The sequence below is a fragment of the Gimesia benthica genome, from assembly GCF_009720525.1.
GTDB lineage: Bacteria > Planctomycetota > Planctomycetia > Planctomycetales > Planctomycetaceae > Gimesia > Gimesia benthica.
Map to the genome: position 1 here is coordinate 5,461,444 of NZ_CP043930.1, position 22,753 is coordinate 5,484,196.

Sequence of the window (22,753 nt, forward strand, 5' to 3'; positions counted from 1 at the left end):
TGTGATTAAGCCGGTTTCAAGACTTTGATCGTGGTCCCTTTGACCAGGTCTGCGACCTGTTCGCGGTAGGTCAGCATGTGGGGGGCCGCGAGATGAGCCTTGAGGGCATCGACGCTTTCCCATTTCTCCATGACGGTCACAATCTGGCTGCCGTTTTTCACCTGAACCGGGATGTCGGTATCTTCATCCACGGCCGGTCCGTATTCGATGCAACCATCTTCCGCGTGGACCAGGGGAACCAGCTTGTGGAAGGCTTCCAGGAAGGCGGCCTGTTTGCCTTCCGCGATTTCGATATCTGCGATCACAAAAATCATGTTACTGCTTTCTGGAGGGAGTTATTGTTTTCGTAAGCGTTTTGCCAACTGGCTCAGACGTACGATGCGGCGGGAATGCAGGCCGCTGGCGATCTTGTCACCACCTGCAAACGCTTCTACATTGAAGCGATACACCGGACCGTCCTGATAGATGAGCCGTGCGGTGCACTGCACCTGCTCGCCTGGAGGAGTGGGAGCCAGATGCTCGATATCCACATGGGTGCCGATGCTCAAAGAGTCCGCTTCCAGCCAGGGCTCCAGAAATTGTAACGCAGCCTGCTCCAGAAACCAAATCAGCGACGGGGTGGAGAGTACGGAAATTTCTGTATCTCCACCGCCGAAGGTGATCGTCAATTCGGGAGTGACTTCAAAGGTGATTGACTTGCTCTCACCGATTTTGGGACGCTGCCCCTGCATGCTGCTGCCTGTCTTTCTCAATTCTCGTTTTGGTTCAGCAGACTACTGCGAGATTTCAATCGGTATGTAATCTGAGATCCGATCATCACTGGTCGAGACACTGATGTAAGAGCGAATGATCTGTTTCGCCAGAGTCGATTTGACATCCGGGGTCACTGTCACAGGCAGGGTCACTTTGATCTTGGAGATACCATTGATTTTGGTGGGAATCTCCAGTGTCGCCTGTGAGGAACTGCTGGGATCCGTTTTGGCAGCAGAGGCATCAATCAGTTTCTGGGGACCTGTGACCTTGAGGATGTAAACATCAGGGCGTCCGACAGTCAGGATGTTGAGATTGATTGATCCTTCCATTTTGACAGGGATACTCGGGAAGAGAGCTTCCAGGGTAATGGTGCCTTGGCTGTCCTTTAATCCTTCGTCGTAGGGAACCGTGAAGTAGGTGTCCACAGCGGCATACAGCGTTTCGTAGGGTTTGCCCGGTTCGGGACGGGGAATATTGTTGAAGGATTTTCCGCGTCCGTAGAACGAACCTTTATAGGCTTCGACCAGTTTCCCGTCCGCACCTTTTTTATACAGTCGGTGATCGATACGGCCACTGAAGCCCTTTGTTTTTTTATCGTCGGAGGGGAAGGTCAGCCGAACCGTTGTGGTCTGGCTCTCACCGCTCTCCGGTCTCCACTCGGGAATGTCCAGTTTACGGAACGTCCGGTAGTTGGCCATGATCGGAAAATGATCCTGGGGAACGACACGCGTCAGGCTGCCCAGGCTGGCGGACATGCTGCGTACCTGATTGGACGAGTTGGAGTAGGTAATCAGTTTCTCTGATTCTTTGCCGGAATCGACGGTCGACAGAGAGAGTTCGTCGGACGAGGCGCGGAATCGTTGTGCTTCGATGAGCAGATCGTATTTGGATTCGTTCAACCAGTTACCACTGAAGGTACTCACGAGCACCTCGTGGATGCCTTCTTCCTTGGTTGAGACAGTCAGGGTGGCGTTAGAACGGTCTCCCCCCAGCTGCGAGGTCTGTTGAATCACACGGTAGCCGATCTCATCTCCATCCGGATTGAATACGCTGACGAGCAGACGTCCTGAGCTGTTGGCTTCAAAACCCAGCATGACGGTCAGACTGCTGTCCCGTCGGGTGACTGCAATCGGGTAGCGGTGATAGGCACCTGCAGTAATGGTTTTCTGAGGAACGACAAACGCTGCCTGGCGATCGGAGTCACGCAGGCCCAGTCCAGGCAGGCTGACTTCGGTTTCGAGGTCCGAGAGTTCGATCGGTTTGTGAACCACATCCAGGAAGCTGAATTCCCGTTCGCCATGCTGAGTGACGGTGTAGTAAGCCAGGTAGGTTTTTCCACGCTCCATCAGGTGGCGTTTACGGGTACTGTAGAAAAATGATTTGCTGCTGTTGGAAAGGACCAGGGTGATCTGGTTCCCCAGTGCCTCTTCCTTACCGGGCAGGGCAATTGAGAACGGGATTTTTTCTTTGTCCTTTTTGACATCCAGAGTCACGACGGAGCCGTCGATATCCTGGATTTCAACTTTTTCCAGCTTCACGATGGCGGGAGTGTTCTTCAGTAACAGGCTTCCCTGATCGGAAACTTCCCCGTCAATATTCAGGTCCAGGTCGACCCGCTTGTGAGCGGCGATGTTATTGGCCCGGTCGTACAGACGGTTGAATTTGGAATAATGATTGATACTGAATTCCGCAGACTGTTTCTTGGGATCCAGGGTCTCTTTCGCCAGTCGCAGGAATTCGGTGTAGGCTTTATCGATATCGATCAAACCCGCTCCCTGCTGAGCATAAGTAAATCCGGTCATCCGCTGCGCTGTATTTTCCAGTGCGATACGCATACTCAACGCAAGCGAAGTCAGGGAATAGCGACTGTCAGACGATTTCTTACGGATAGACTCAATTTTCTTCTGCTGTCGTTCCAGCACCTCCGCATATTCTTTGTCAGCCTTGATCAGGGAGAGCATGGCAGCAGCGGCACCGGCGGCAATCGGAGACGACATACTGGTTCCGTTAAACATGCTGGAACCATCCGAGTTCAACGGAGTCGAAGACAGAGCTGAACCAGGGGCTACGACGTTAGGTCGCATTTCACCTGTGTAGGAAGGTCCTAACGAGGAAAAGTAAAGCAGCCCGTGTTCCGGGGCTTTGACCCCTTCGGCCAGGCGGTAGTGTTCCATCAGAGTATTGGCCGACACATGGGCACCCACAAATACGGCAGGGCTGGAACCTCCCAACCCGTTGATTGTACGATAGCCGGGGCCATCATTTGAGGCGGAGACGAAGAAGGTGGTTCCGAATTTCGCCGAGAGGTCCTGCAACAGGATGCTCAAGGGACGCTTCAGATAACCTTCATGACTACCCAGGGAAATGTTGACCACATCGGGGACATAGCCTTGTGGATTAAAGAAGGCCGAGATGATGCCCCGCAGGATTGCCTGGTCGGTACAACTGCGTCCCGAACAGACCTTGATTGCCATCAGTTCTGCTTTCGGGGCGGCTCCTTCGATCTGGAGTCCACTACCGGCAACGATACCGGCCACATGGGTTCCGTGTGACTGCTGATCGAAGGCCACGGTAATTTCGGTGATCTGCTTTTTGGAATCAGGACGGAACAACAGCGGATAGGCGATCCGTTTCGTACGTGACGGAAATTCCAGCATGCTCTGATAAGGCACTTTCAACCCGTCTTTCTGCATTTTACGGGCTGTGTTGAAATCAATAATTGCTGTTTTTGCTTCTTCCCCAGTAAATTTGCCGTCCATGTCCACGTCGACGAACGCCAGTGCATACTCTTTGGGAAGATCATGGATAGTCGGATCCGGCTTGCGGGCGACTGCGGGGGCTTCGGGATCTTTGGCTCGTTCTTCTGCTTCTGCCTTCTTTTCTTCTTCGATTTTTTTCAGGATCGGGTTAGGAATCAGCCCGACCGCAACCAGAAGTTTGTCATCTTTGGTGCCGTTACGGTTGATATCAACCCCTTCACGACCCAGGGTTGTCCAGAGGTCTCCCTGCTGAAAACCGAGTTTCTTTTCATCGATATAACCGAAGAAGACCGTTTCGTTTTCTTTGATCAGTTCCGGCAGGGCGACAAATTTCCGATCTTCAATTTCGATTTTGCCATCCAGTTGACGGACGCGGGTCAGGGGAGAACGACCTTCGCGGGTGGCATCATCCCAGAAGATTACGCGATCCTGAAAGACGGGGTGGCTCGTATCGATGCCGGTATCAATGATCGCTACAATCGTACCCTCGCCCAGACCTTTACCGGCGACGCGTTTCCGCAGTGCGGGGACTTTGATGTCGTCCAGCGGGACGTAGAGGGAATCGAAGTCGGCTTCAGGGACATCCTGCAGTTCAGGAACTTTTGGCTGTTCCGGCGTTGGTTCCAGTACACCCTGAGGTGTGTTTTTGTGAGGCAAAATCTCTTCCATGACTCCCGAGGGGAGCTTCAGAGAATCAATAAACTTCTTGTCGTTCAATTTGCTCGGGGGGAGGTTGACCACGAGGAAGGGAATATCATTACCGATTCCCAGGTTAGGGTCGTAAACAATTTTTCCACCCGCTTTCTTGACCAGGTCCGCGGTGCGACGGACGTCGTTTACCCGCAGCAGCACGGTCAACTCTGGCGAGCAGTCGCAGAGTTCTTCTTTCAACTGGGCGTCAGCCGGGGCAGCAAACTGGTTGAAACCAGCGGCCATGATGGTCAGGATCAGGGTGTATTTCGACAAGCGAGATAAATTGAAAAAGTTCATCCGTCCCTCAAGCTTTCGAGCATCAGGACACTAGGTCCTGTAAAATGATTATGTTTTGGAATTCAGCAGGCAGGTGGGTCGTGTCGAGTTATCGGGCTCCTGGATCACACTTGATAAAGCATGATCGTTAAGCTTTCTCTATAAGACCACACTTTAATATAGGTTACATTTTGTTGAAGTTATTCATATTCTCACATGATGAGAGGTGAATGTGAATACCACAGACCGAGGAAAATATGATTTAATCATGACTCGCAAAGCACTTAGGGTTAAATTCTGAACTTTATTACCCTGCGGGGGCTTCCCTGAATTCAGATAAATTTGTCAAGAAATAATTGACAAATCGAATCGGGTAAAATACCTTTTATGAATGTTTCAGACTGCCCGCCATGCCCTGATGTTTCTCTGCTGTGCCATTGTTGCACTCGACATCGTATTGTTTCTGGGCGGACCTGCTCTTGTGCAGTCTGAAGGTGAGAGTCAGGACTGGTTCTTCTCTGAATTTGAGTTTGAAGAAAACGAAGAATCCGGTGAAGAAGAGCCGCTGATCCAGGATGTGGAACTGCTCATTGAAGTTTCCCACCTAAGCTCACCCCTCTTTGATGTTGAATATCACATCAACGAATCCGATCGAGACGAAACCCATGTTTCTCGGGGGCCGCCAGCGCTTAGCTGAGTTCACGCCTGTTTTTTCGATATTCTCCGTCGCGCTCACTAAAGTTACTCCTGTGTCCCACTGTTGAGTCTGCTGCGCGATCAATTCTGTGTTGGTGCATGACCAGTCTGGTCGTTGTTACCGGGATAGAGGATATCTTCAAGTTCACCCCGCCTGAGCTTAACTGATTCAGGTCCATCGATCATGGATTCTTTCAATGTCGCAAAATCAATTCGATCAACCCAGGTTCAACCTCAAAAGCTATCTCAACGAATTTAATCCCTGGCACAATATTAAAATCATGCATACCAACGTCCCCAACGATATTCTGGCGGGGATCACGGTGGCTGTCATCGCGATGCCGCTGGCACTGGCATTCGGGGTCGCTTCCGGTCTGGGAGCGGAAGCCGGGATGTGGGCCGCCATCTGCGGCGGGATTCTGGTCGGTATCTTCGGTGGATCCAACACCGGAGTCAGTGGGCCAACGGGGCCCAAAGTCGTTCAGTTGGCTGCGATTATTGCGGCAACCAAACTGGCCAGTGGAGAACCCGATATTGTCTTTGCGATGTCGATGGTCTTTCTCAGTGGGCTGATCTGTATCGTCCTGGCACTGATGAAGATTGGACGGTTTATTTATTACACCCCTTATTCGGTTGTCTCCGGATTCATGTGCGGGATCGGCGTGATCATCATCCTGCTTGAAATCCCACCCATGCTCGGATTTGCTACTCCCAATTCCGTGATGAGTGCCATCAAACAGATTCCGTATGACATCATGCACGAAAAGCCGCATGCCCTGATTGTGTCCCTGGCGACATTTGCGACGATTCTCATCTGGCCGCGACTGACTAAGAAACAGTGGTTGCCTGCCCCGTTGATGGGGCTGATCGTGGGAACCAGCCTTGCGCATCTGCTGCAGTTCAGGGATATTGAATATATCGCTTCGATGCCGGTAGGCGTGCCCCACCTTTACTGGCCGGACTTTTCCCGCTTTGGCGATATGGTCGGCGGTGCGTTCGCTCTGGCCGGACTGTGTATTTTTGACTCGCTGCTGACCTGTCTGGTGGCAGATAATATGACCAACGAACGGCATAACAGCGACCGGGAAATCTTCGGTCAGGGAATTGCCAACATGGGCTGCGGGATTGTCGGGGGCGTGACCACTGCAACTGCCACCATGCGGACCGTGGCGAATATCAAGTGTGGCGGAAAGACCGGCCTGGCTTCGATCACGCATGGCCTGGTACTGCTGGCACTCATGCTCGGGCTGGCTCCTTATGCCAGTTACATCCCCATGGCCTGTCTGGCAGGAATCCTGTTGAAAGTCGGCATGGATATCATTGACTACCGGGTTCTGCCGGTCCTGCATCGCATGCCGTTTATGGATTCAATCTGCTTCTGGGCAGTTTTAATTCTGACGATCTCGGTCGACCTGCTCGTGGCGATGGGAGTCGGTATTACGATCGCCTTTGTACGGATTGTGCAGGAACTGGGGCAGGCTTATGAACAGAATGTGGTCAATCTGAATGAAATCAGCCGGCCGTTGCCCGCTGATGTATCCATGCCGGAGGACCTCAAGGAAAAAGTTCTCAAACTGCGACTGGAAGGTCCGCTGTTCTTTGGAGTTTCTGATACAATCTACCGGACATCCTCAGCGCTGGTCGATTACAAGTATCTGATCATCCGCATGGCCCGTGTGCCCATGGTGGATATGTCGGGGGCGTATCTCCTGGAAGATATCATCGACAAGGCGCATGAGCAGGGAGCAACCGTGTTCTTTACCGGTTTGCGCCCTCAGGTGGAGCGAACCTTGACTCGCTTGAAGATTATTGAGAAGGTGACTGAAGAGAACTGCCTGGCGACCTTCAATGACGCCATTCTGCGGATTCAGGAACTGGAAAGCCGGCAGTCTGACACAGAACATCAGGTTGAGTACGAAGACGTAAGCAGGGTTTAATGCGAATACTGGCAATCAATGCGTATCATGGTGGGAGTCATCGTGATTTCCTGCAGCATTGGGTCTCGCATAGTTGCCATGAATTCACTGTCCTGACATTACCTCCGCGGCACTGGAAGTGGAGAATGCAGCACGCTGCTTTAACCCTCGCTACCGAGGTTGAGCAGCGATTTGTATCCGGCGACCGCTGGGATGTGCTGTTTGTGACCGACATGTTCGATCTGACGACGTTTCTGGGGCTGGTCCGTAAAGAGATGATGGACTTGCCCCGTGTCGTCTATTTTCATGAGAACCAGTGGACGTATCCGGTTCCTGAAAACGAAGTTCGTGATCTGACCTACGGATTTATCAATCTGAAATCCGCTATTTCCGCGGACGCACTCTGGTTCAATTCCGATTTTCATCGGCTGGATTTTTTTCAGGGCTCCGCTGAGTTCCTGCAACGTATGCCGGACTATGCTTCTGTAGACTTACTGAAACCACTGCAGCATAAGTCGTCTGTGCGACCTCCGGGAATTCCATCTTTTGAAGGAATGCATCAAGAACAGAAGTCCGGGCCAATTCAGATTCTATGGGTGGCTCGCTGGGAATATGATAAGAATCCGGAACAGTTCTGTGACGCGGTGGCGCAACTGGATGCGCAAGGTGTTGATTTCCGACTGAGCGTGCTGGGCCAGTCCACCCCGGAAATCCCCGACTGCTTTCTGGAATTGAAATCACAATTTGCAGACCGGATTGATCATTGGGGGTTTCTCGAAAGTCGATCCGACTATCAGCGTGCCCTGCAGGCGTCGGATATTGTGATCTCAACCGCCTGGCATGAATTCTTCGGGATTTCGATCCTGGAAGCGGTCGAAGCCGGTTGTCTGCCAGTATTGCCGAACCGACTCTCTTACCCTGAGATATTTGCTGAGGCTCCCGAATGTTTCTATAACGGATCGACTGAGGCACTGGTTACGAAGGTCATGGAGTATTCACAACTACTGCAATCGGACCAGGTAACCACGGATGTGCGGGAGCGGCTGAAAAAAATATGTCTCCACTACCATTGGGAGCGAGTTGCCGAGGCGCTGGATGAAGGTGTTACAGAGTGCTGCCACAGGCCTCGTCACTGAATCACATCTGAAGTAATAACCGGCATAAACCCGCTTCAGAATTGTGCTGATATGTATAACTGGTAGCCGTTCCAGAGGACTGTAACGGTTATAACAATCGGAGACAGAATACCGGTTACGCGAGATGCATGAAATCTGGCTTGATGAGTAATTTGGGCCCTGTTTTATAGTACTGACAGAGAGTCATGCACTTGAATCAATCCAGTGTTTTTCGCTGTAAATTGAAAACTTTTTTATTGTGTTTGGGATACTGCTCTGGCAAAGTAATACCTGTCAGTGACCGCGTGTTTCTGATTTCATGACGGTCTCACCAACTTTGATTAAAGACTGTATGAAGCATCTGAGATCTACCCACTTTTGCCAAGCGATTATCATCATGCTTACAATTTCAAAAGACATCCTGCCACAGACTTTTCTGAGCTACATCGCCTTCCGGATTGCATTCATGGACACTCTGGAACGCATTGCTCTGGCAAAGCAGGTTGGAGACGATCCGTTCGAATCATTCGGATATCTGACTGAGGTCCCGTTCCTGAGAAGTGTGCCGCCACACGTGCAACTGGATCTGCTGTCAGTCACCTGGGCCAAGCATCTGGCCAGTGAAAACGTGGAAGGCGACCTCGTTGATGAAAGCGTTGTATACGCAGTCTGTGAAACGGCTGCCCGCATCATCGACGAACAACCTGACGAAGCACGTCGTTACCTTGAGGGGGGACCACTTGACGTGCATATCGCCATTGATCATTTCCTGTCATCGGAAGTTCGCAATCTGCACCTGAATCTGTCTAACGAAGGCGATTTTCTGCTGATCAGCCAGTTCCAGGATATGTCTCCTGAAGAGGCTCTGCCGATGAAAGAAGAATTTGGGATTCAAGAAGAGGAAATTGAACCCATGTTCGACGTGTTGATGCAATGGTACATGTCGGTTGACTTCATGCCCAACCTGGAAGGGTTGCTGCAGGAACGGGAAGTCGCCCGGGCGATCACAATCGTCGGTCTGAAACAGCAGCCATTGTGCTGAATCAGCACAGTCAGGCTTTGACTGACGAGATGCAAAGAGGGGGATCAGGAACGGTTGTTATCATCCGTTCCTGATTTTTTTTCGCGCCGTTCCTTGAAGACCTCCAGTCGCTTGCGGATTGTGGCTTCGAAACCGCGCTCGACGGGGCGGTAGTATTCACGTTCCACGCCCAGGTAATCCTGGTCGACCCAACCCTCCTCTGACGCATGGGCGTACTGGTAACCTTCGCCGTGTCCCAGTTGACTGGCCCCGCGGTAATGCGTGTCCTTTAAATGCACGGGGACAGGCAGCAGGGACTTGTTTCGCACGTCAGAGAGTGCTTCATCAATGGCAACGTAGGAAGCGTTCGATTTCGGCGCGGTGGCGATATAGGTCACCGCCTGTGCCAGCAGGATCCGACCTTCGGGCATACCGATCTTCTCGACCGCCGCAAAGGCGGAATTCGCGATCAGGAGTGCCATCGGGTCTGCATTGCCTACGTCTTCTGAGGCTGCGATCACGATGCGGCGGGCCAGGAAACGCGGGTCTTCGCCCGCTTCAATCATACGGGCCAGCCAGTACAGGGCGGCGTCCGGATCACTGCCGCGCATGCTTTTAATCAAGGCGGAGGCGGAATCGTAGTGAGCATCGCCATCCTGGTCGTATTGAATCGCTTTTTTCTGAATCGATTCCTGGGCGACTTCCAGATCGAATACCCGGTCTTGTCCGTAGAGGGAGAGGACCCCGATTTCCAGTGCATTCAGAGAGCGTCGGGCATCTCCATCACAGACTTCAATCAGAAAGTCGAGTGCCTCGTCTTCGACTTCAACGTTGTAGCGGGCCAGTCCCCGTTTTTCATCCTGCAGGGCCCGGTGCATCAGCGTACGGATTTCGTCTGCCGTCAGTGCCTGGAATTCGAAGATCTGGCTGCGACTGATGAGAGCCGAGACGAGCGAAAAAAACGGGTTCGAAGTCGTTGCACCGATCAGGGAGACAACCCCCGATTCCACATCAGGCAACAAGACGTCCTGCTGAACTTTGCTGAAGTGATGCAGCTCATCAATGAAGAGAATGGTCTGCTTGCCACCCGAGGCCAGTTCGTCGCGGGCCCGGTCCAGGGCGGCGCGGACTTCTTTGATTCCGGCGGAGGCGGCATTGAGTGCTTCAAAGCGGCGATTAGATTGACGAGCAATCAGTTCTGCCAGAGAGGTTTTACCGGTGCCGGGGGAGCCGAAGAAGATGAGCGAGCCAATCCGGTCGGCGGCGAGGATGCGTCGCAGAAGCTTCCCCTCGCCCAGAAAATGCTGCTGTCCGACAAACTCTTCCAGGGAACGCGGACGCATGCGGGCTGCCAGCGGTTTCGCCTTTTCGAGGTGCTGCGATTCCTGCTGATCGAACAAGCCCATGTAAAAAACCTCCGCCAAGTGATTCGTTCGCGGGTGTTATTAGAACCCGTGATTGCAAAGTGGGAACCTGATAACTCGGGTTGTGTGAGCCGGATATACCGGATTTACACGCGGCCGAATCTCGTGGGTCCCCCTAGAAATATTTGTAGGGTCAACTCACGATTTTGAATCAACATGACAGAGGCTTGTTTCTCTGTTTCGTATGTTCTCATTTTAACCGGCAACCCTTCGTAAAACAAGGAGCTGATTTTAGAAATAATATTCTTCAAAAACAACCAGATCAGCCTTCGTGCTTAGCCGATGGACCTTTTGGTTTCTGTTTCTGTTGAAAGAGAAATTCAACGAGGTCCCGCAGATCATCTTTACTGAGCTGCTTGACAATTTCTTCGGGCATTGCCGATTTCCCGGTAGCCCGTTCGTCGATTTCGTCTTTGGGAACGCGAATCACGGTCCCTTTGGCATCCATAACCTCCAGGGTGTCATCGGTTTCATTGCGGATGATACCAACGACCACCTTACCGTCCAGCAAAGCCAGCACGGCGGTTTCGAATCCTTTCGCGATCGCTTTGTTAGGAGCGACGATTGCTTCGAGCAGATAACGACGGTCTTTATCACGGCCGATTCCCGAAAGATCGGGGCCGACTTCGCCGCCGTTATTGCGGATTTGATGACAGCGCCGACAGGAGGTGTCGCTACGACCAAAAAAGATTTCACGTCCCCGGGCGGCATTTCCGCCGGACAGCGATTCGAGGTAGTTCGCTAATGCATCCCCCTTGGGACGCTGTGCTTCAAACTGATCACGGAGTTGATCGAGTTCGGGAGATTTCTTCTGAGCGGCTGCTTTGAGCAGATCCAGTTGAATTTCCGCGGGAACCTCCTGCTTGACCAGTCGCTGCATCCATTTGGTCAGGATGGTAGTCGCTTCCTGGATCTGCATCTCAGCCAGGGTCTCGATGGCTCCCTGTTTTTCTGACGTTTGTCCCGATTCAATGGCCTGTTCCAGTGGCTGCAGAGCGGCCTCGGGTTCGTGGCGGGCCAGTACATTACGACCTGCGACTCTCAATGCGGCATGCTTGTCCCGAATCGCGGTTTTAGCGATCTCTGAAATGCCCGGGTAGCCGAGTTTATCCAGCGCCTTAAGCGATGCAACGCGCACATCAACGGGACGTTTTGCATCTTCCACCATTTTGGCCAGCATGGGGGCGGCTTCCTTGATGCCATATTTCGCTGCCAGTCCGGTGCCTGCTTCCTTGATCTTCTCCGAACTGCTGAACAGATCGGGGACGATGGGGCCGACGATTACCGCCAGTTCGACCGGTTGCCGGTTTTCGATGGGCTGCCAGCGTCCAAGAACCCGATCCAGGGGCTCCGGTTCGTTCCACTGGCTCAATTCCTGGATCGCTTCCAGGCGGAGCGTTTCAGGGACATTTTTATCGGCGGCGATCTTTGCCACCAGGGCGGCGTTTTCAGCACCTCCCAACCGGAAGTTCGCATTCATCACCCGGCGGAGCAGGGGATCAGCTATATCGGGACTCAAGGAAACAGCTGCGAGGTCTGGTACCGCTGCCGGAATGGGAGCATCATTTATCGCCCGGGCCGCTTCGAGTACGACCTGGGGATCGGAATCCTGCAGGAACAGACCAACTTCTTTACGCTGTAGACGACGCAGAGCAACAACCGCGGCCAGGCGAACTGCCGCCGATTCGTTGTTGGCCGCGGCAATTAACTGGTCAGCAGCTTCGATGCGGGACAGTGCCAGAATCGCCGAGTGACGCAGCATCGGGTCGGCATTGTTATTCAGTTTGAGAAGCTCAAATAACGCGGGAACCGCCGCCTGTGACTTAAAGTGCCCCAGGGCAACTGCGGCGAAGTATTGTACGCGGGCATTTGAATCTTTGAGCAGTTCAATCAGGGTAGGTGTTGCAGAGGAAAATCCGGCCTCCCCGATCACTTTGGCAGTCTGAGCTCTGACTTCGCTGGCCTGATCTTTGAGCAGACTTTGAATGCCGGCGACTGCAGAACTTGTCTGACGCCCCAGCTGTCCGATGCCCCAGATGGCATGCAGGCGGGCAAACAGATCTTTCCCATTCAGGGCGACCTTTTGTAGAGAGTCCAAGGCACTCCGATTGACCAGAGCAAACTGGGCTTCCATGCGAATTCGCTGATCCGGATGCGCGAGCAGACCGACCAGTACCTCAGTGGAACGTTCTGAAAAGCCTTCTTTCATCAGTTCTGCAGAGTGAACTTCTTTCGCTTCCCCTGCATGTCTGGTGTCGGTGAACTGGTAGATGCGGCCTTTGCCCAGTCCGTTCCAGCCGTTGACCCAGTCAGAGACATACATGCTGCCGTCGTAGCCAAAGTCGACGTCGGTCGCCAGGATCTGCCAGATGAATTCGTGAGAGTCGGTCAGTTCAAAGGAAGCTCCCTTCGGTTTAACGGCAAACGAACGGATACCGCTGCGTGAGGGAGTACCCCGGAAGTCGGCCAGGAAGAAGTGACCTTTATAACGATCTGAGAGCCCCACGCCCGGGTAGTGGACCAGTCCGGAAGGACCGTCAGACAAATTTACGATCGGGGGAACCATGTAAGCCGGCTGACCTTCGTGAGCGGGGTGCCAGATCTTTTCCCGGTTGAAAGGTCCACGGTCGGACAGATACTGGTAGTACATCCGCCAGCCGGTATCTCCCCCTTCGACAACATAGACCCAGCGGGCCTTGTCGCCGCTATCTGAGTTGTTGTCGCCTGTGAACAGGTTGCCGTAATCATCAAACGCCAGTTCCTGCGGGTTACGCAGGCCGTAAGCGAATTCCTCGAGTTCGGTGCCGTCCAGGTTACAGCGGAAGACGGCTCCCGTGTCAGGGCGAAACAGGTGTTTGCCTTCTTTGGTTTTGATATTGTAACCCCGGTCGCCGATGCTGAAGTAGAGCCGACCGTCGGGACCGAGCTTGAGTCCGTGCAGGTCGTGTCCGCGGAAGGCGACCCTGACCCCGTAACCGCTGCTCAGTTTTTCCCGCAGGGTGGCTTTCCCTTCTCCTGCCGTGTCTTTGAGACGCCAGACATGGGGAATGCACGTGTAATAGACGTATCCACCGCGGGCCAGCACGCCGGCCCCGGTACCGTCCTCAATATTATTGAAGCCATCCGCGAAGACGCTGGCATGGTCGGCTTTGCCGTCGTGATCCCGATCCTCGACCAGGCGGATCCGATCGTGTTCGAGCGTGTAGTCTTTGACGTTTTCCTTGAGATGCTTCTTGAAGTAAGCGACGCGGTCGGCCACGGTTTCTGCGGAGAGGTCATCGTGCAACCAGTCCATATGACTCCGGTTGTCTTCTACCCCTTTAGACTGCCGGTAGGTTTCTGCTACGTAAAAACGTCCCTGTTCATCAATGCAGAAGGCGACCGGATTGGCCATCAGCGGTTCCGCAGCAAACAGGCTGACGTGCATCCCTTCGGGAACGCGAAAGCCCGAAATCGCCTGCTCCCCTTCCTGCGATGCTTCGGCGATCGCAGGAGTATAAGGCGTCTCGCTGAAAGCATTGTGAGGGTTCAGAAAGGGAATCAGACTGACCGAACAGGCCAGCAGGAGACGCAAACGAAACGGGAGTTGCAGACAGTGGGCAGGAAACAAAGTAACACTCCTTGGGGTGAGCGGCGGGATGCTGTGGATGAAATTTGTATGAATTCAGGTCGGAAAATCACTACTATCTTAACCGCCTGTAGAGGCGGTTTACAGACTGAGTTTCTCCTATATTCGCTGATCAATACAAATTTGAACCCGAACCGGAATTTTTCCAGAGCTGTGAGAGTACAGTTCATTCTCAACTGGTTTGCAGGGTAGAATCTCAGTAACATGAACTAAATACAATACAGTATCACTAAGAGGCAAGCTGTTCATTAAGTTTGCTTACAAAAGAGAACGTCATTCGTCTAGAGTGTGCTCAACGCACTAGAATCAGGTTAATCCATGAAAAATGTTGTCAGCCTCATCCTGGGAGGGGGTAAAGGAACCCGTCTGTTTCCACTTACACAACTCCGTTCCAAACCCGCTGTTCCCCTGGCCGGCAAGTATCGTTTGATCGATATTCCGATCTCAAACTGTATCAACAGTGAACTGAATCGCATCTATCTGCTCACGCAGTTCAATTCGGTCAGTCTGCACCGTCACATCCGACAGACATACAAATTCGATTCCTTCGGCGGTGGCTTTGTCGAAATTCTGGCAGCCCAGCAGACGATGGAAGGGACCGACTGGTACCAGGGGACCGCAGATGCAGTCCGTAAGAACATCCGCTGTATTGAACAGTCCGACATCGATTACGTACTGATTCTCTCCGGCGATCAGTTGTATCGCATGGACTATTCGGAAATGTTGACCAATCATATCGAGTCCAAGGCCGACGTATCGATCGCGACGGTGCCGCTCTCCAGCGAACAGGCCTCGGCGTTCGGGATCATGCGGGTTGATGACACGGGTCGCGTGAAAGGCTTCCTGGAAAAACCGCAGACCGAAGAAGACCTGTCGATGGTGCGGACGCCTCCCGAGTGGATCGACCAGCAGGGCATTGAAAGCCGTGGCCGGGACTGTCTGGCCAGCATGGGCATTTATCTGTTCAATCGCGATCTGCTCGTTGACCTGTTGAAGGCGACCGATTACGAAGATTTCGGTAAGGAAATCTTTCCGATGTCAATCCGGACTCACAAGGTGCATGCGCACCTGTTTGACGGTTACTGGGAAGATATCGGGACGATCCGTTCCTTCTACGAAGCGAACCTGGCTCTGGCACATCCCCAGCCGCCATTTGACTTCGTGGTGGAGAAGGCGCCGATCTACTCACGTCCCCGCTTTCTGCCTCCGACACGCTGCGAAGGAACGCAGATCACCCGCAGCCTGATCGCCGATGGGTGTGAGATTGATGAAGGCTCTGTGATCGAGAACAGTGTGATTGGCCTGCGGTGTCGAATTGGTAAGAATGTAACCATTCGCAACTCGGTCATTATGGGGGCCGACTTCTACCAGGACCAATGCAAAGAACTGGACCAGGACGACCGTCCGCCGATCGGCATTGGCGATGGGGCCTATATTGATGGCGCGATTGTCGACAAGAACTGCCGCGTCGGTAAAGGAGCCCGCATCGAACTCAACGGTCGTACCGAAACCGACTTTGATCAGAGCGACGTGATGATTCGCGACGGCATCATTGTGGTGCCTAAGGGAACAGTTCTGGCCGAGGGGTGGAAACTATAACTTCCGCTACTTTTTATATTTAACTTAACAGGCAGCCTTTCGGGGCTGCCTTTTTTTACATCTCGCTTGAAAAATGTATGGGTGTATACATAATGGGTTTGTGGATATGTTGCGAGTCGGATTATTGGAACTGCGAGTCAGGGGAATTCTCTCATGCGTTTTTTGATGATGAATGTAATTATTCTGTGCTTTTCATCAGTTTCCGTTCTCATGGCGGAAGAACTGCCTTCAATAGACTATCCGGCTCTGGGCTTCAGGACTGTGAAGGTTCTGGATTACAAGAAAGCACTGCGGGAACAGGGAGAGGAGATTCCCCGATTTCCACCTCGTTCAGGGAACGCGCTCATTGTAAAAATGGATCAATATCAAACCCGAATTAATAGTGCACTGACTGTTGTAGAAGATACGCGCGCTTCGCGATCAGAACTTAAGGACCGGGATTTAATTGTAGTGATCAATGGGAAATTACTACGTTCACCTGATGATGGGGACAAGCTTCTAGAGAAGATTACACATAAGGATAAACTGGAATTAAATGTGATTCGTCGTAACAGGAGCAAGTGGGAACGGATCAACATTACTTTAGAACCTATGGGCGATCTGGAATTTTCCAAGTCGAAGGTGAAGAATGTGAAAGCTTACGATGATGATTTTGCCTTAGCTCGATTTGGAGTTCACCGCGACGCGCGACCCCGGTTCAGTGATGGTCATTTTCAGCTGTATATCAAACAGAAAAGCCAGGAATTATCGAAACTGTATTTGCAGTTGTCACTGTTCCTGCCAGATGCACCACCACAGAAGGATACGACAAAAATCCAAGGTTTTATCATCAAAACCGATGGTGCAGAGTATCGAGTTGCGATAGAAGATGAAGAGAAAAATAATCCGCAGGCGGCAGAAGCGAGAAGAAATAAGTCAATCGCAAATTTTTCTGAATTCTACAATCGTTCGACGAATCGGACGCGCAAGATGCTGGATGAACTGGGCGAAAAAATCAGCAATTTTGAAAAAGCTCCTGAAGAAACTCTGATCGAGTTTGAACGTCGTGGCATTGCCCGATCACAGGTCGGTTTTGCCAGAATGCTTGAAGGTTGGGAATTATATGACAGTCGTCTGAAGAGAGATCAGAGAAAAATGATTGCGGATATCATCTCATCGAAAAAAGTGAGTTTTTATCATGAATCTGTTCCCGACAAACCATTTGAAGTCACTCCGGCGCAGAAGGCGCAAATGAAAGCTGTGCTGACAGTCTTTAAGGATGAGGAAGGCAATGTGGGGGAGTAGTCACACGTTTGATTATTTAGAGGAGTATTCAATTATAGTTGTGTATGCGATCGAGGCCAGATTGATGAGAGTGTTGTGCGTTTTAGCTGTCTTGTGTTCATCCGCGTTTCAGGTTCAAGCACAACCGCCTGTTAAACAGTACGAGATGGGGTTTGAGACAGTTGAAGTCTTTGAATATATCAAGTCGCTTCGTGAAGCGAATCAACCGGTTCCGATTTTTCCGTCACGCACCAGTAATGCTTTGATTGTGAAGACCGTTGCGGACAAATCACGAGCCTCGATGGCAGGGCTTCAGAAAAATGATCTGATTCACATTGTCAACGGAAGTCACCTGCGTGCACCCGGCGCGGGAGATAAGAAACTCAGTCGGATCACCAGTCAGGATGAGTTGAAACTGGGAGTGATCCGACGGGAGGAAAATCGATGGAATCGAATCTCCATTGTGCTACCTGCGATCTCAGATGAGATGGCACTCAGACTGAAATTAAGGAAAACTCCAGGTCTCGATTCCGAGCTGCTGCCTGTGGTCAAAGTCAGCCATCGGGAATCTCCGGCTACGATATTTGCTCCGGATAATTTCCAGCTCTACTTTACGGAAACGAATTCACGTCCCGCTCAACTCCATCTGAGAATGGCTCAATTACTTCCAGGTAAAACTGTCGGCGGAACATTCATCATCGCGACCGAACAAGGTCAAACTGCTTTCGTGCCCGAGGGGGGCTTTGACAGAGATCACAAACCGAGTATTTTTCGACGATCGAATAGTCCAGAGTGGGAGCCGATTCAGGTAGAACTGCAACTGTTGCTGACTGAAGAAGGTCAGCGGAAAATCAAAGAGGAATTCCGGGTTGCAGAAGAAGCGTATGAGCGCGAATTCAAAGATTTTAAATTCGATGAAAAGCGGACCGACAAAGCATACCAGGAACGGAATAAAGAGCGATTAAAACAGATTGCCGCGATGGAACGGATCAATGCCGAGCTGATGCGAGTCGAACAAAACCATCAGCGTCTCCTGCGTCGTCAGGAACAGTTGGCGAATCCAGCGAGTATCTCAGGCCGAAACTCGAGGCAACTGACCGAACAATCGCGAAAGGCGATTCGAGCTCTTTACACGGGGCTCACGCCAGAGCAGCAGGAGATCGTCAGAAAATCGGTTGTATCTCACAGAACTCCTGCATTTCTCAATGAAGCTGGTCTACTGCAACTGGAAGAAACGGGATTCGCTGAGTGGGAAATCAAATTGAAAAGAGCCAGTCAAGGCTGGAAATGGTATGACGCACCTGTGAATCCGCAGCAGTTGAAACTACTGCGGGATATCATTTCATCGGATAATGTGACAGTCCATCACGCGAGAGTTCCCGGGCAGAAATTTACAGTCTCTGCCGCTCAGAGGGAGCAGATGAAAATTGTATTAGACGTCTTTTTTGAGCAGGGAGGCAAGGTGCAGTAATCGTCGATCAATTCATTCTTGATAAGTCGCTCTGAGTTCAAGAATGGTTGAACGCTTTCCATAGATCCGTGTGTCTGACATCGATGGCATACCAGCAGGCTCCCGAATCTGCTGCGGGGAAATCCTGCCAGGCGACAATGAAGTGAAAACTGCATCGGTTTCCTTTTTTCAGGTCAGGCAGTGTCAGCGAGATGCCTTTTTCGTCATGTCCCAGCGGGCAGAATTCATATTTCTGCTCTTCCGGCAGGCGCGCATTAAGACACTCTTCATCTTCAGTGCCGATCATAAGCTGCGTCTGAGCATTCTCCCAGGACATAGCAAACAGATGCTGGCCCCCTTCATAAGAGCAGGAGTCGTACTTATGGCCCCGCAGTCGGCACTCGAATATCAGATCTTCTGCTGGTTCGCGACAGTTAGTTTGAAGCAGAATTCCCAGGCAGTTGTCTAGCGACATCCCAGCCGGCAACCGGGGTGAGAGCGGCACCTCATCAAGCTGTACCTGTACCCCCGGTGTGACACCAAAGACGAAGAAATTGATTTCCCCCAGTGGGGTGTTGATGATGAGATTGTGCATGTCAGGAAGTGAAGGAATGTGGCGTTAGTCTTTTTTTGAGGAATTCCAGCGATTGATGAAATGTAACCGATTCATTGGAGAGATGATTATCAACTGGAGACAGTGATTTTTATGATTATGATAAGCTGTAAGACCTGGTTTGAATGACGGCGGTTATCAGATAGTAGTAAATTCTGTCTGGGAAACAAATCGAATGCATTTTTATGAACAGCACTACGAGCGATATTGTTTGCGAGAATATATTGGAATGTGGCATCCGAATATTCCCAAAGCTGTTATTTACTGGATTTTGATTAAGCTCAATTTAAAGCGACTGAATAGAAAACCGTTTCCCGTGTTTCGCTCCGTTCGAGCTAATCAAATTGAGTTGGATCAGGTACCTGAAAAATATCGTGCTGCAATTTCTGAAGAACTGAACCTGTTATTCAGGTATGACTTTGTGGATCCCCTTCTGTCTGGTGTCATCTCTGGTTCCAGTTTAAAAGAACTAAGACAAACGGGAGTCTGTTTGCTTTCACGTCATAAGAATGGAAATTCAGCAGTATCTGTCATTATTGATTATCATGACGGTCGTGTAACACGGCGGCCTAATTTTATTTTTACATTTATTTCAGACCCTCCTGGTGATATCACAACCAGTAACGGTCGATTTATGTGTTATTCAGATCCGGGAGGTGAGAATGCATACTATCCCAAAGTTCCTTTTGAAAAACTGGTGCATATTCACAATCAGAGAATTCTGAGTTCGAACAGAGACTTTTTACCAATCAATGACAATGAAGATCTCGTGCGAATGACAGACGGTAGATTGGTGAAAAGTATCGATGAGTTAATCCGTCGTGGGATTCTGAAGTATAAATATACTGAATAGTTCCTGCTCCTGTATTTAGAGAACCATCATGAACGTTGACTCTCATCTGGTTCGTCTGGTGCATGACATTTTGTTTCGTGAGTGGGACCCGCTGGGTGTGAATGCAGATGAAGCCGCCTTCAGTGAGTATTCTCGGTATGATGTTGTGCTTCTCCAATTACTCAAGAGAGAGGCGGATGAACGGCGTGTTGCAGAGCATCTGCTGCGAATTCAGGAAAACTCGCTGGGGATCAGTCCGACTGATCTTGAGAGGGATAAGGTGATCGCCTCGCGACTGCTGGCTGCGTATGAGATTGCCCAGCGTCGCATTCGACCGGCCCGCTCCGCGGAAGAGTTACTGGAACGTTATCAGACGGGAGAACGTGTTTTCAATGGCAGCCGGATTGAGACGGACGAAAGTGGAATTCTGGCGGGTTGTACTCTGAATGGTCTGGTGCTCCGCAATGCTTATGTGAAGCTCTCATTTCAGCGAGTGTCACTGCGAGGTGCCGATTTCTGGGACTCGGAGTTAAAGGGCTCTGACTTCTCTTATGCCGATTTAAGGGGGGCCAGGTTTGTCGGAAGCGTGCTGAGCGACACTTCTTTTCAAGGGGCCCGGCTCGAAGGAGCCCAGTTTAACAATGCCTGTTATCAGCTGCGCATGTTGAAAACAGGTGAGTTCCCAGACAGTTGATGAACCGCGCTGATCGGAAACTTCAAGCAAATTCAGCGTGAATGTATTCTCCGATTGGCTGGAATCCCAGTCTGGTGTAGGCCCGGATGGCGGGGGTGTTGTCGTTGTTGACGAACAGGGTGATTTGTCTGTCCCGGGCGAACCAGTGTCTGCAGGTGGCGCTGACGGTCTGTTTGGCGTAGCCTTTTTCCTGGTGGGCGGGATGTGTCATTACGCCGCCTACCTGGGCGTAGTGTCGGGATAGCCCGTGGACATTGGCTTTGGCGATGATCTCGCCATCCTGTTTCAGTAGCCATTCGTATTCGGGGACTATACGCGCCCGCTCGTTTTCAGGCACCTCTCTGTCGGCGGGCTGCTCATCCATGATGTTTCCCAGGCGAATGATGCCGTCTATGTCGCCTGACGTCCCCTGGACTTCTGCTCCTGTAGAACAGTCATGGAAATTCTCCTGCTCCAGCAGGTACAGGGTCTGCTCCCGAACTTTGATGGGGGTGATGCCATGCTGCTGGAGACGGTCGAGGGTCGGGAGTGCATGCCGCTGGAAGGCGACGACATATTTCACGGGCCGGTTCTGTTTCACGAACTCATCGACAAAAGCATCGATGACAGTGGTACTCTCAGCATGCAGTGTGATGTCGTTCCAGAGGCCGAAGTAGACACCCAGACCCGTCAGCACATCATTTTCGAAATAGCCCAGATAAGTGTTGAACTCGAAAGGATTGTCAGAGAATTCAAAGCTGCCGATCACGAACATGTTTTCGAGTTCGTGCTGGTAAGCATAGTCCAGAATGAGCTGTTGATCTGAGGCGGTTAGTTCACGAAGCATGGAGTGTCGGTTCCGGAAGTTGAGCTGTTGAAAGTAGTTCGCGACTAATCGTACAAGACAAAAAAACGCCCGACAAGGTTCACACCTCATCGGACGTTTTACGGGTTGCCTGCAGTGTCATGTATTGCTTACTCCTAGAAGCTGGCTGCGGGCAGCTGAGTCATCTGAACGGTTGCCTGAAGTGGCTCGCCTTCGATGGATTCCAGCAGTTCCATTTCCAGTACACCACCTGACTGAGCGATGACCTGGCCGAACACTTCGTTGTCGGTGATAACAACGCCGTTGCACTTCGTGATCACCATTCCCGGTTGCATGCCGACAGCAGCGGCAGGTGAATTTTCTGCGACTGTTTCTACGCCAATCCCTTTGCCGGGCAGCATCATTCCTTTCAGACCGAGGAACCAGCGAACGTCTTCCACAACCACTCCGTTGGGAGCGACATAGTCACAAGTTGGATACACGTAGTTGCAGTACTGGTAGTTACCGGGCACGCAGTTTCGCAGTGGTGTGCAGTAGTTGTACCACCACCAGGAGAAGCGAGGACGATGGTTGTGCCAGTGATGGTTTCCGTGGTGACCATGATTGTGTCCGTTATGATGTCCATTGTGGTGACCATTATGATGTCCATTGTGGTTTCCATTATGGTGTCCGTTGCCCTGACCTGGTTTGTGAGGCATGGGCTTGGAAGGCCGTGGTTTTGGAGGACCATTGCCAACGGGAGGCCGAGGACGAGGTCGTGGTTTGGGAGCTCCCATGCCAGGTTTCGGAGGAGTGATTCCGCCATTGCCTGGTTTGCCGTTACCGATACCCGGATCGAGAGGTTTCGGGAACGGTTTGGGTTTGGTGCTTCCGATGCCTGTGAACGGTTTCCTGGTTGGGCGAGTAAAAGTGTTGCCTGGCTTCTTGTTGTTGAACTGGGAGTGAACCTGTTTCATCGAAGTGCGTGGCTGCAGGGGAGAACCCTTATGCTGCATCTTGGAAAACGAGTTCTGATTCATCCGCGTGTTTGTGACACGGTGGTTGAAGTTCTGAGGAGCCTTCATCGTTGATGTTCGGGATCGCATCCCGTTATTTCGTGATTGGAAATTCCCTCGTGACCGAGAGGAAAAGTTCGAGCGAGATGAGCTCGAGCGGGAGAAACCAGAGCGACCATTCGAGTGTCCTCTTCCCCCGGCATAAGTTTCTAATGTCATTG

At 51.6% G+C, this 22,753-nt stretch carries 17 protein-coding genes; 9 read left to right on the plus strand and 8 right to left on the minus strand.

Annotation, left to right across the window (positions count from 1 at the left end; genetic code table 11):
- Window positions 1–5: 5 nt before the first annotated feature.
- The 3 genes from F1728_RS21305 to F1728_RS21315 are packed head-to-tail and all read right to left on the minus strand — an operon-like array spanning window position 6 to window position 4,502.
- Window positions 6–314, minus strand: a complete 309-nt coding sequence (locus F1728_RS21305; RefSeq protein WP_155365763.1) for a putative quinol monooxygenase — start codon at window positions 312–314, stop codon at window positions 6–8.
- Window positions 315–335: 21 nt separating this feature from the next.
- A complete protein-coding gene (locus F1728_RS21310) occupies window positions 336–731 on the minus strand; it encodes a thioesterase family protein (protein ID WP_155365764.1) in 396 nt (131 codons plus the stop codon).
- 42 nt (window positions 732–773) lie between these two features.
- A complete protein-coding gene (locus F1728_RS21315) occupies window positions 774–4,502 on the minus strand; it encodes a S8 family serine peptidase (RefSeq protein ID WP_155365765.1) in 3,729 nt (1,242 codons plus the stop codon).
- A gap of 370 nt (window positions 4,503–4,872) precedes the next feature.
- Between F1728_RS21315 and F1728_RS21320 the strand changes: the two genes are divergently transcribed.
- The 4 genes from F1728_RS21320 to F1728_RS21335 all read left to right on the plus strand — a co-directional run bounded on the left by F1728_RS21320 (window position 4,873) and on the right by F1728_RS21335 (window position 9,250).
- Window positions 4,873–5,178 carry a hypothetical protein gene (locus tag F1728_RS21320; protein ID WP_155365766.1) on the plus strand — a complete coding sequence of 102 codons (306 nt, stop codon included), beginning with the start codon at window positions 4,873–4,875 and terminating at the stop codon, window positions 5,176–5,178.
- Between the two features lie 196 nt (window positions 5,179–5,374).
- Window positions 5,375–7,114: a SulP family inorganic anion transporter gene (locus tag F1728_RS21325; protein WP_155365767.1), complete on the plus strand. Its 1,740-nt coding sequence runs from the start codon at window positions 5,375–5,377 to the stop codon at window positions 7,112–7,114.
- Window positions 7,114–8,229, plus strand: a complete 1,116-nt coding sequence (locus tag F1728_RS21330) for a tRNA-queuosine alpha-mannosyltransferase domain-containing protein (RefSeq protein WP_155365768.1) — start codon at window positions 7,114–7,116, stop codon at window positions 8,227–8,229. Before F1728_RS21325 ends, F1728_RS21330 begins: the two co-directional genes overlap by 1 nt.
- Before the next feature lie 376 nt (window positions 8,230–8,605).
- Window positions 8,606–9,250, plus strand: a complete 645-nt coding sequence (locus tag F1728_RS21335) for a hypothetical protein (protein ID WP_145043104.1) — start codon at window positions 8,606–8,608, stop codon at window positions 9,248–9,250.
- Window positions 9,251–9,294: 44 nt separating this feature from the next.
- Here the strand turns inward: F1728_RS21335 and F1728_RS21340 are convergent, their stop codons facing one another.
- On the minus strand, window positions 9,295–10,635 hold the full coding sequence (locus F1728_RS21340; protein WP_155365769.1) for a replication-associated recombination protein A: 1,341 nt from the start codon (window positions 10,633–10,635) through the stop codon (window positions 9,295–9,297).
- Between the two features lie 280 nt (window positions 10,636–10,915).
- Complete coding sequence (locus tag F1728_RS21345) at window positions 10,916–14,263, minus strand: PVC-type heme-binding CxxCH protein (RefSeq protein WP_155365770.1); 3,348 nt, start codon at window positions 14,261–14,263, stop codon at window positions 10,916–10,918.
- Window positions 14,264–14,599: 336 nt separating this feature from the next.
- Between F1728_RS21345 and F1728_RS21350 the strand changes: the two genes are divergently transcribed.
- The 3 genes from F1728_RS21350 (at window position 14,600) to F1728_RS21360 (ending at window position 18,614) form a co-directional block, all read left to right on the plus strand.
- A complete protein-coding gene (locus F1728_RS21350; protein WP_155365771.1) occupies window positions 14,600–15,880 on the plus strand; it encodes a glucose-1-phosphate adenylyltransferase in 1,281 nt (426 codons plus the stop codon).
- A 153-nt stretch (window positions 15,881–16,033) separates the two neighbouring features.
- Window positions 16,034–17,164, plus strand: coding sequence for a PDZ domain-containing protein (locus F1728_RS21355; protein WP_155365772.1), 1,131 nt, complete (start codon window positions 16,034–16,036; stop codon window positions 17,162–17,164).
- Window positions 17,165–17,309: 145 nt separating this feature from the next.
- Entirely contained in the window at window positions 17,310–18,614 is a 1,305-nt protein-coding gene (locus tag F1728_RS21360) for a hypothetical protein (protein ID WP_155365773.1), read from the plus strand.
- Between the two features lie 37 nt (window positions 18,615–18,651).
- Here F1728_RS21360 and F1728_RS21365 read toward each other — a convergent pair whose 3' ends face one another.
- Window positions 18,652–19,188 (minus strand): hypothetical protein, encoded by a 537-nt coding sequence (locus F1728_RS21365; protein WP_155365774.1) that lies wholly within the window; start codon window positions 19,186–19,188, stop codon window positions 18,652–18,654.
- Window positions 19,189–19,381: 193 nt separating this feature from the next.
- On the opposite strand from F1728_RS21365, the gene F1728_RS21370 reads away from it, so the two are divergent.
- On the plus strand, window positions 19,382–20,059 hold the full coding sequence (locus F1728_RS21370; RefSeq protein ID WP_155365775.1) for a hypothetical protein: 678 nt from the start codon (window positions 19,382–19,384) through the stop codon (window positions 20,057–20,059).
- 28 nt (window positions 20,060–20,087) lie between these two features.
- Entirely contained in the window at window positions 20,088–20,732 is a 645-nt protein-coding gene (locus F1728_RS21375) for a pentapeptide repeat-containing protein (RefSeq protein ID WP_155365776.1), read from the plus strand.
- Between the two features lie 22 nt (window positions 20,733–20,754).
- Here F1728_RS21375 and F1728_RS21380 read toward each other — a convergent pair whose 3' ends face one another.
- Both F1728_RS21380 and F1728_RS21385 read right to left on the minus strand, forming a co-directional pair.
- On the minus strand, window positions 20,755–21,558 hold the full coding sequence (locus F1728_RS21380; protein ID WP_194242465.1) for a GNAT family N-acetyltransferase: 804 nt from the start codon (window positions 21,556–21,558) through the stop codon (window positions 20,755–20,757).
- 134 nt (window positions 21,559–21,692) lie between these two features.
- On the minus strand, window positions 21,693–22,622 hold the full coding sequence (locus tag F1728_RS21385) for a PDZ domain-containing protein (RefSeq protein ID WP_155365778.1): 930 nt from the start codon (window positions 22,620–22,622) through the stop codon (window positions 21,693–21,695).
- Window positions 22,623–22,753 lie beyond the last annotated feature (131 nt).

Bases quoted from the DNA above. Each gene is read 5' to 3' on its own strand.
- F1728_RS21305 (WP_155365763.1), bottom strand. From the start codon at position 314: ATGATTTTTGTGATCGCAGATATCGAAATCGCGGAAGGCAAACAGGCC.
- F1728_RS21310 (WP_155365764.1), bottom strand. From the start codon at position 731: ATGCAGGGGCAGCGTCCCAAAATCGGTGAGAGCAAGTCAATCACCTTT.
- F1728_RS21315 (WP_155365765.1), bottom strand. From the start codon at position 4,502: ATGAACTTTTTCAATTTATCTCGCTTGTCGAAATACACCCTGATCCTG.
- F1728_RS21320 (WP_155365766.1), top strand. From the start codon at position 4,873: ATGTTTCAGACTGCCCGCCATGCCCTGATGTTTCTCTGCTGTGCCATT.
- F1728_RS21325 (WP_155365767.1), top strand. From the start codon at position 5,375: ATGTCGCAAAATCAATTCGATCAACCCAGGTTCAACCTCAAAAGCTAT.
- F1728_RS21330 (WP_155365768.1), top strand. From the start codon at position 7,114: ATGCGAATACTGGCAATCAATGCGTATCATGGTGGGAGTCATCGTGAT.
- F1728_RS21335 (WP_145043104.1), top strand. From the start codon at position 8,606: ATGCTTACAATTTCAAAAGACATCCTGCCACAGACTTTTCTGAGCTAC.
- F1728_RS21340 (WP_155365769.1), bottom strand. From the start codon at position 10,635: ATGGGCTTGTTCGATCAGCAGGAATCGCAGCACCTCGAAAAGGCGAAA.
- F1728_RS21350 (WP_155365771.1), top strand. From the start codon at position 14,600: ATGAAAAATGTTGTCAGCCTCATCCTGGGAGGGGGTAAAGGAACCCGT.
- F1728_RS21355 (WP_155365772.1), top strand. From the start codon at position 16,034: ATGCGTTTTTTGATGATGAATGTAATTATTCTGTGCTTTTCATCAGTT.
- F1728_RS21360 (WP_155365773.1), top strand. From the start codon at position 17,310: ATGGGGTTTGAGACAGTTGAAGTCTTTGAATATATCAAGTCGCTTCGT.
- F1728_RS21365 (WP_155365774.1), bottom strand. From the start codon at position 19,188: ATGCACAATCTCATCATCAACACCCCACTGGGGGAAATCAATTTCTTC.
- F1728_RS21370 (WP_155365775.1), top strand. From the start codon at position 19,382: ATGCATTTTTATGAACAGCACTACGAGCGATATTGTTTGCGAGAATAT.
- F1728_RS21375 (WP_155365776.1), top strand. From the start codon at position 20,088: ATGAACGTTGACTCTCATCTGGTTCGTCTGGTGCATGACATTTTGTTT.
- F1728_RS21380 (WP_194242465.1), bottom strand. From the start codon at position 21,558: ATGCTTCGTGAACTAACCGCCTCAGATCAACAGCTCATTCTGGACTAT.
- F1728_RS21385 (WP_155365778.1), bottom strand. From the start codon at position 22,622: ATGCGATCCCGAACATCAACGATGAAGGCTCCTCAGAACTTCAACCAC.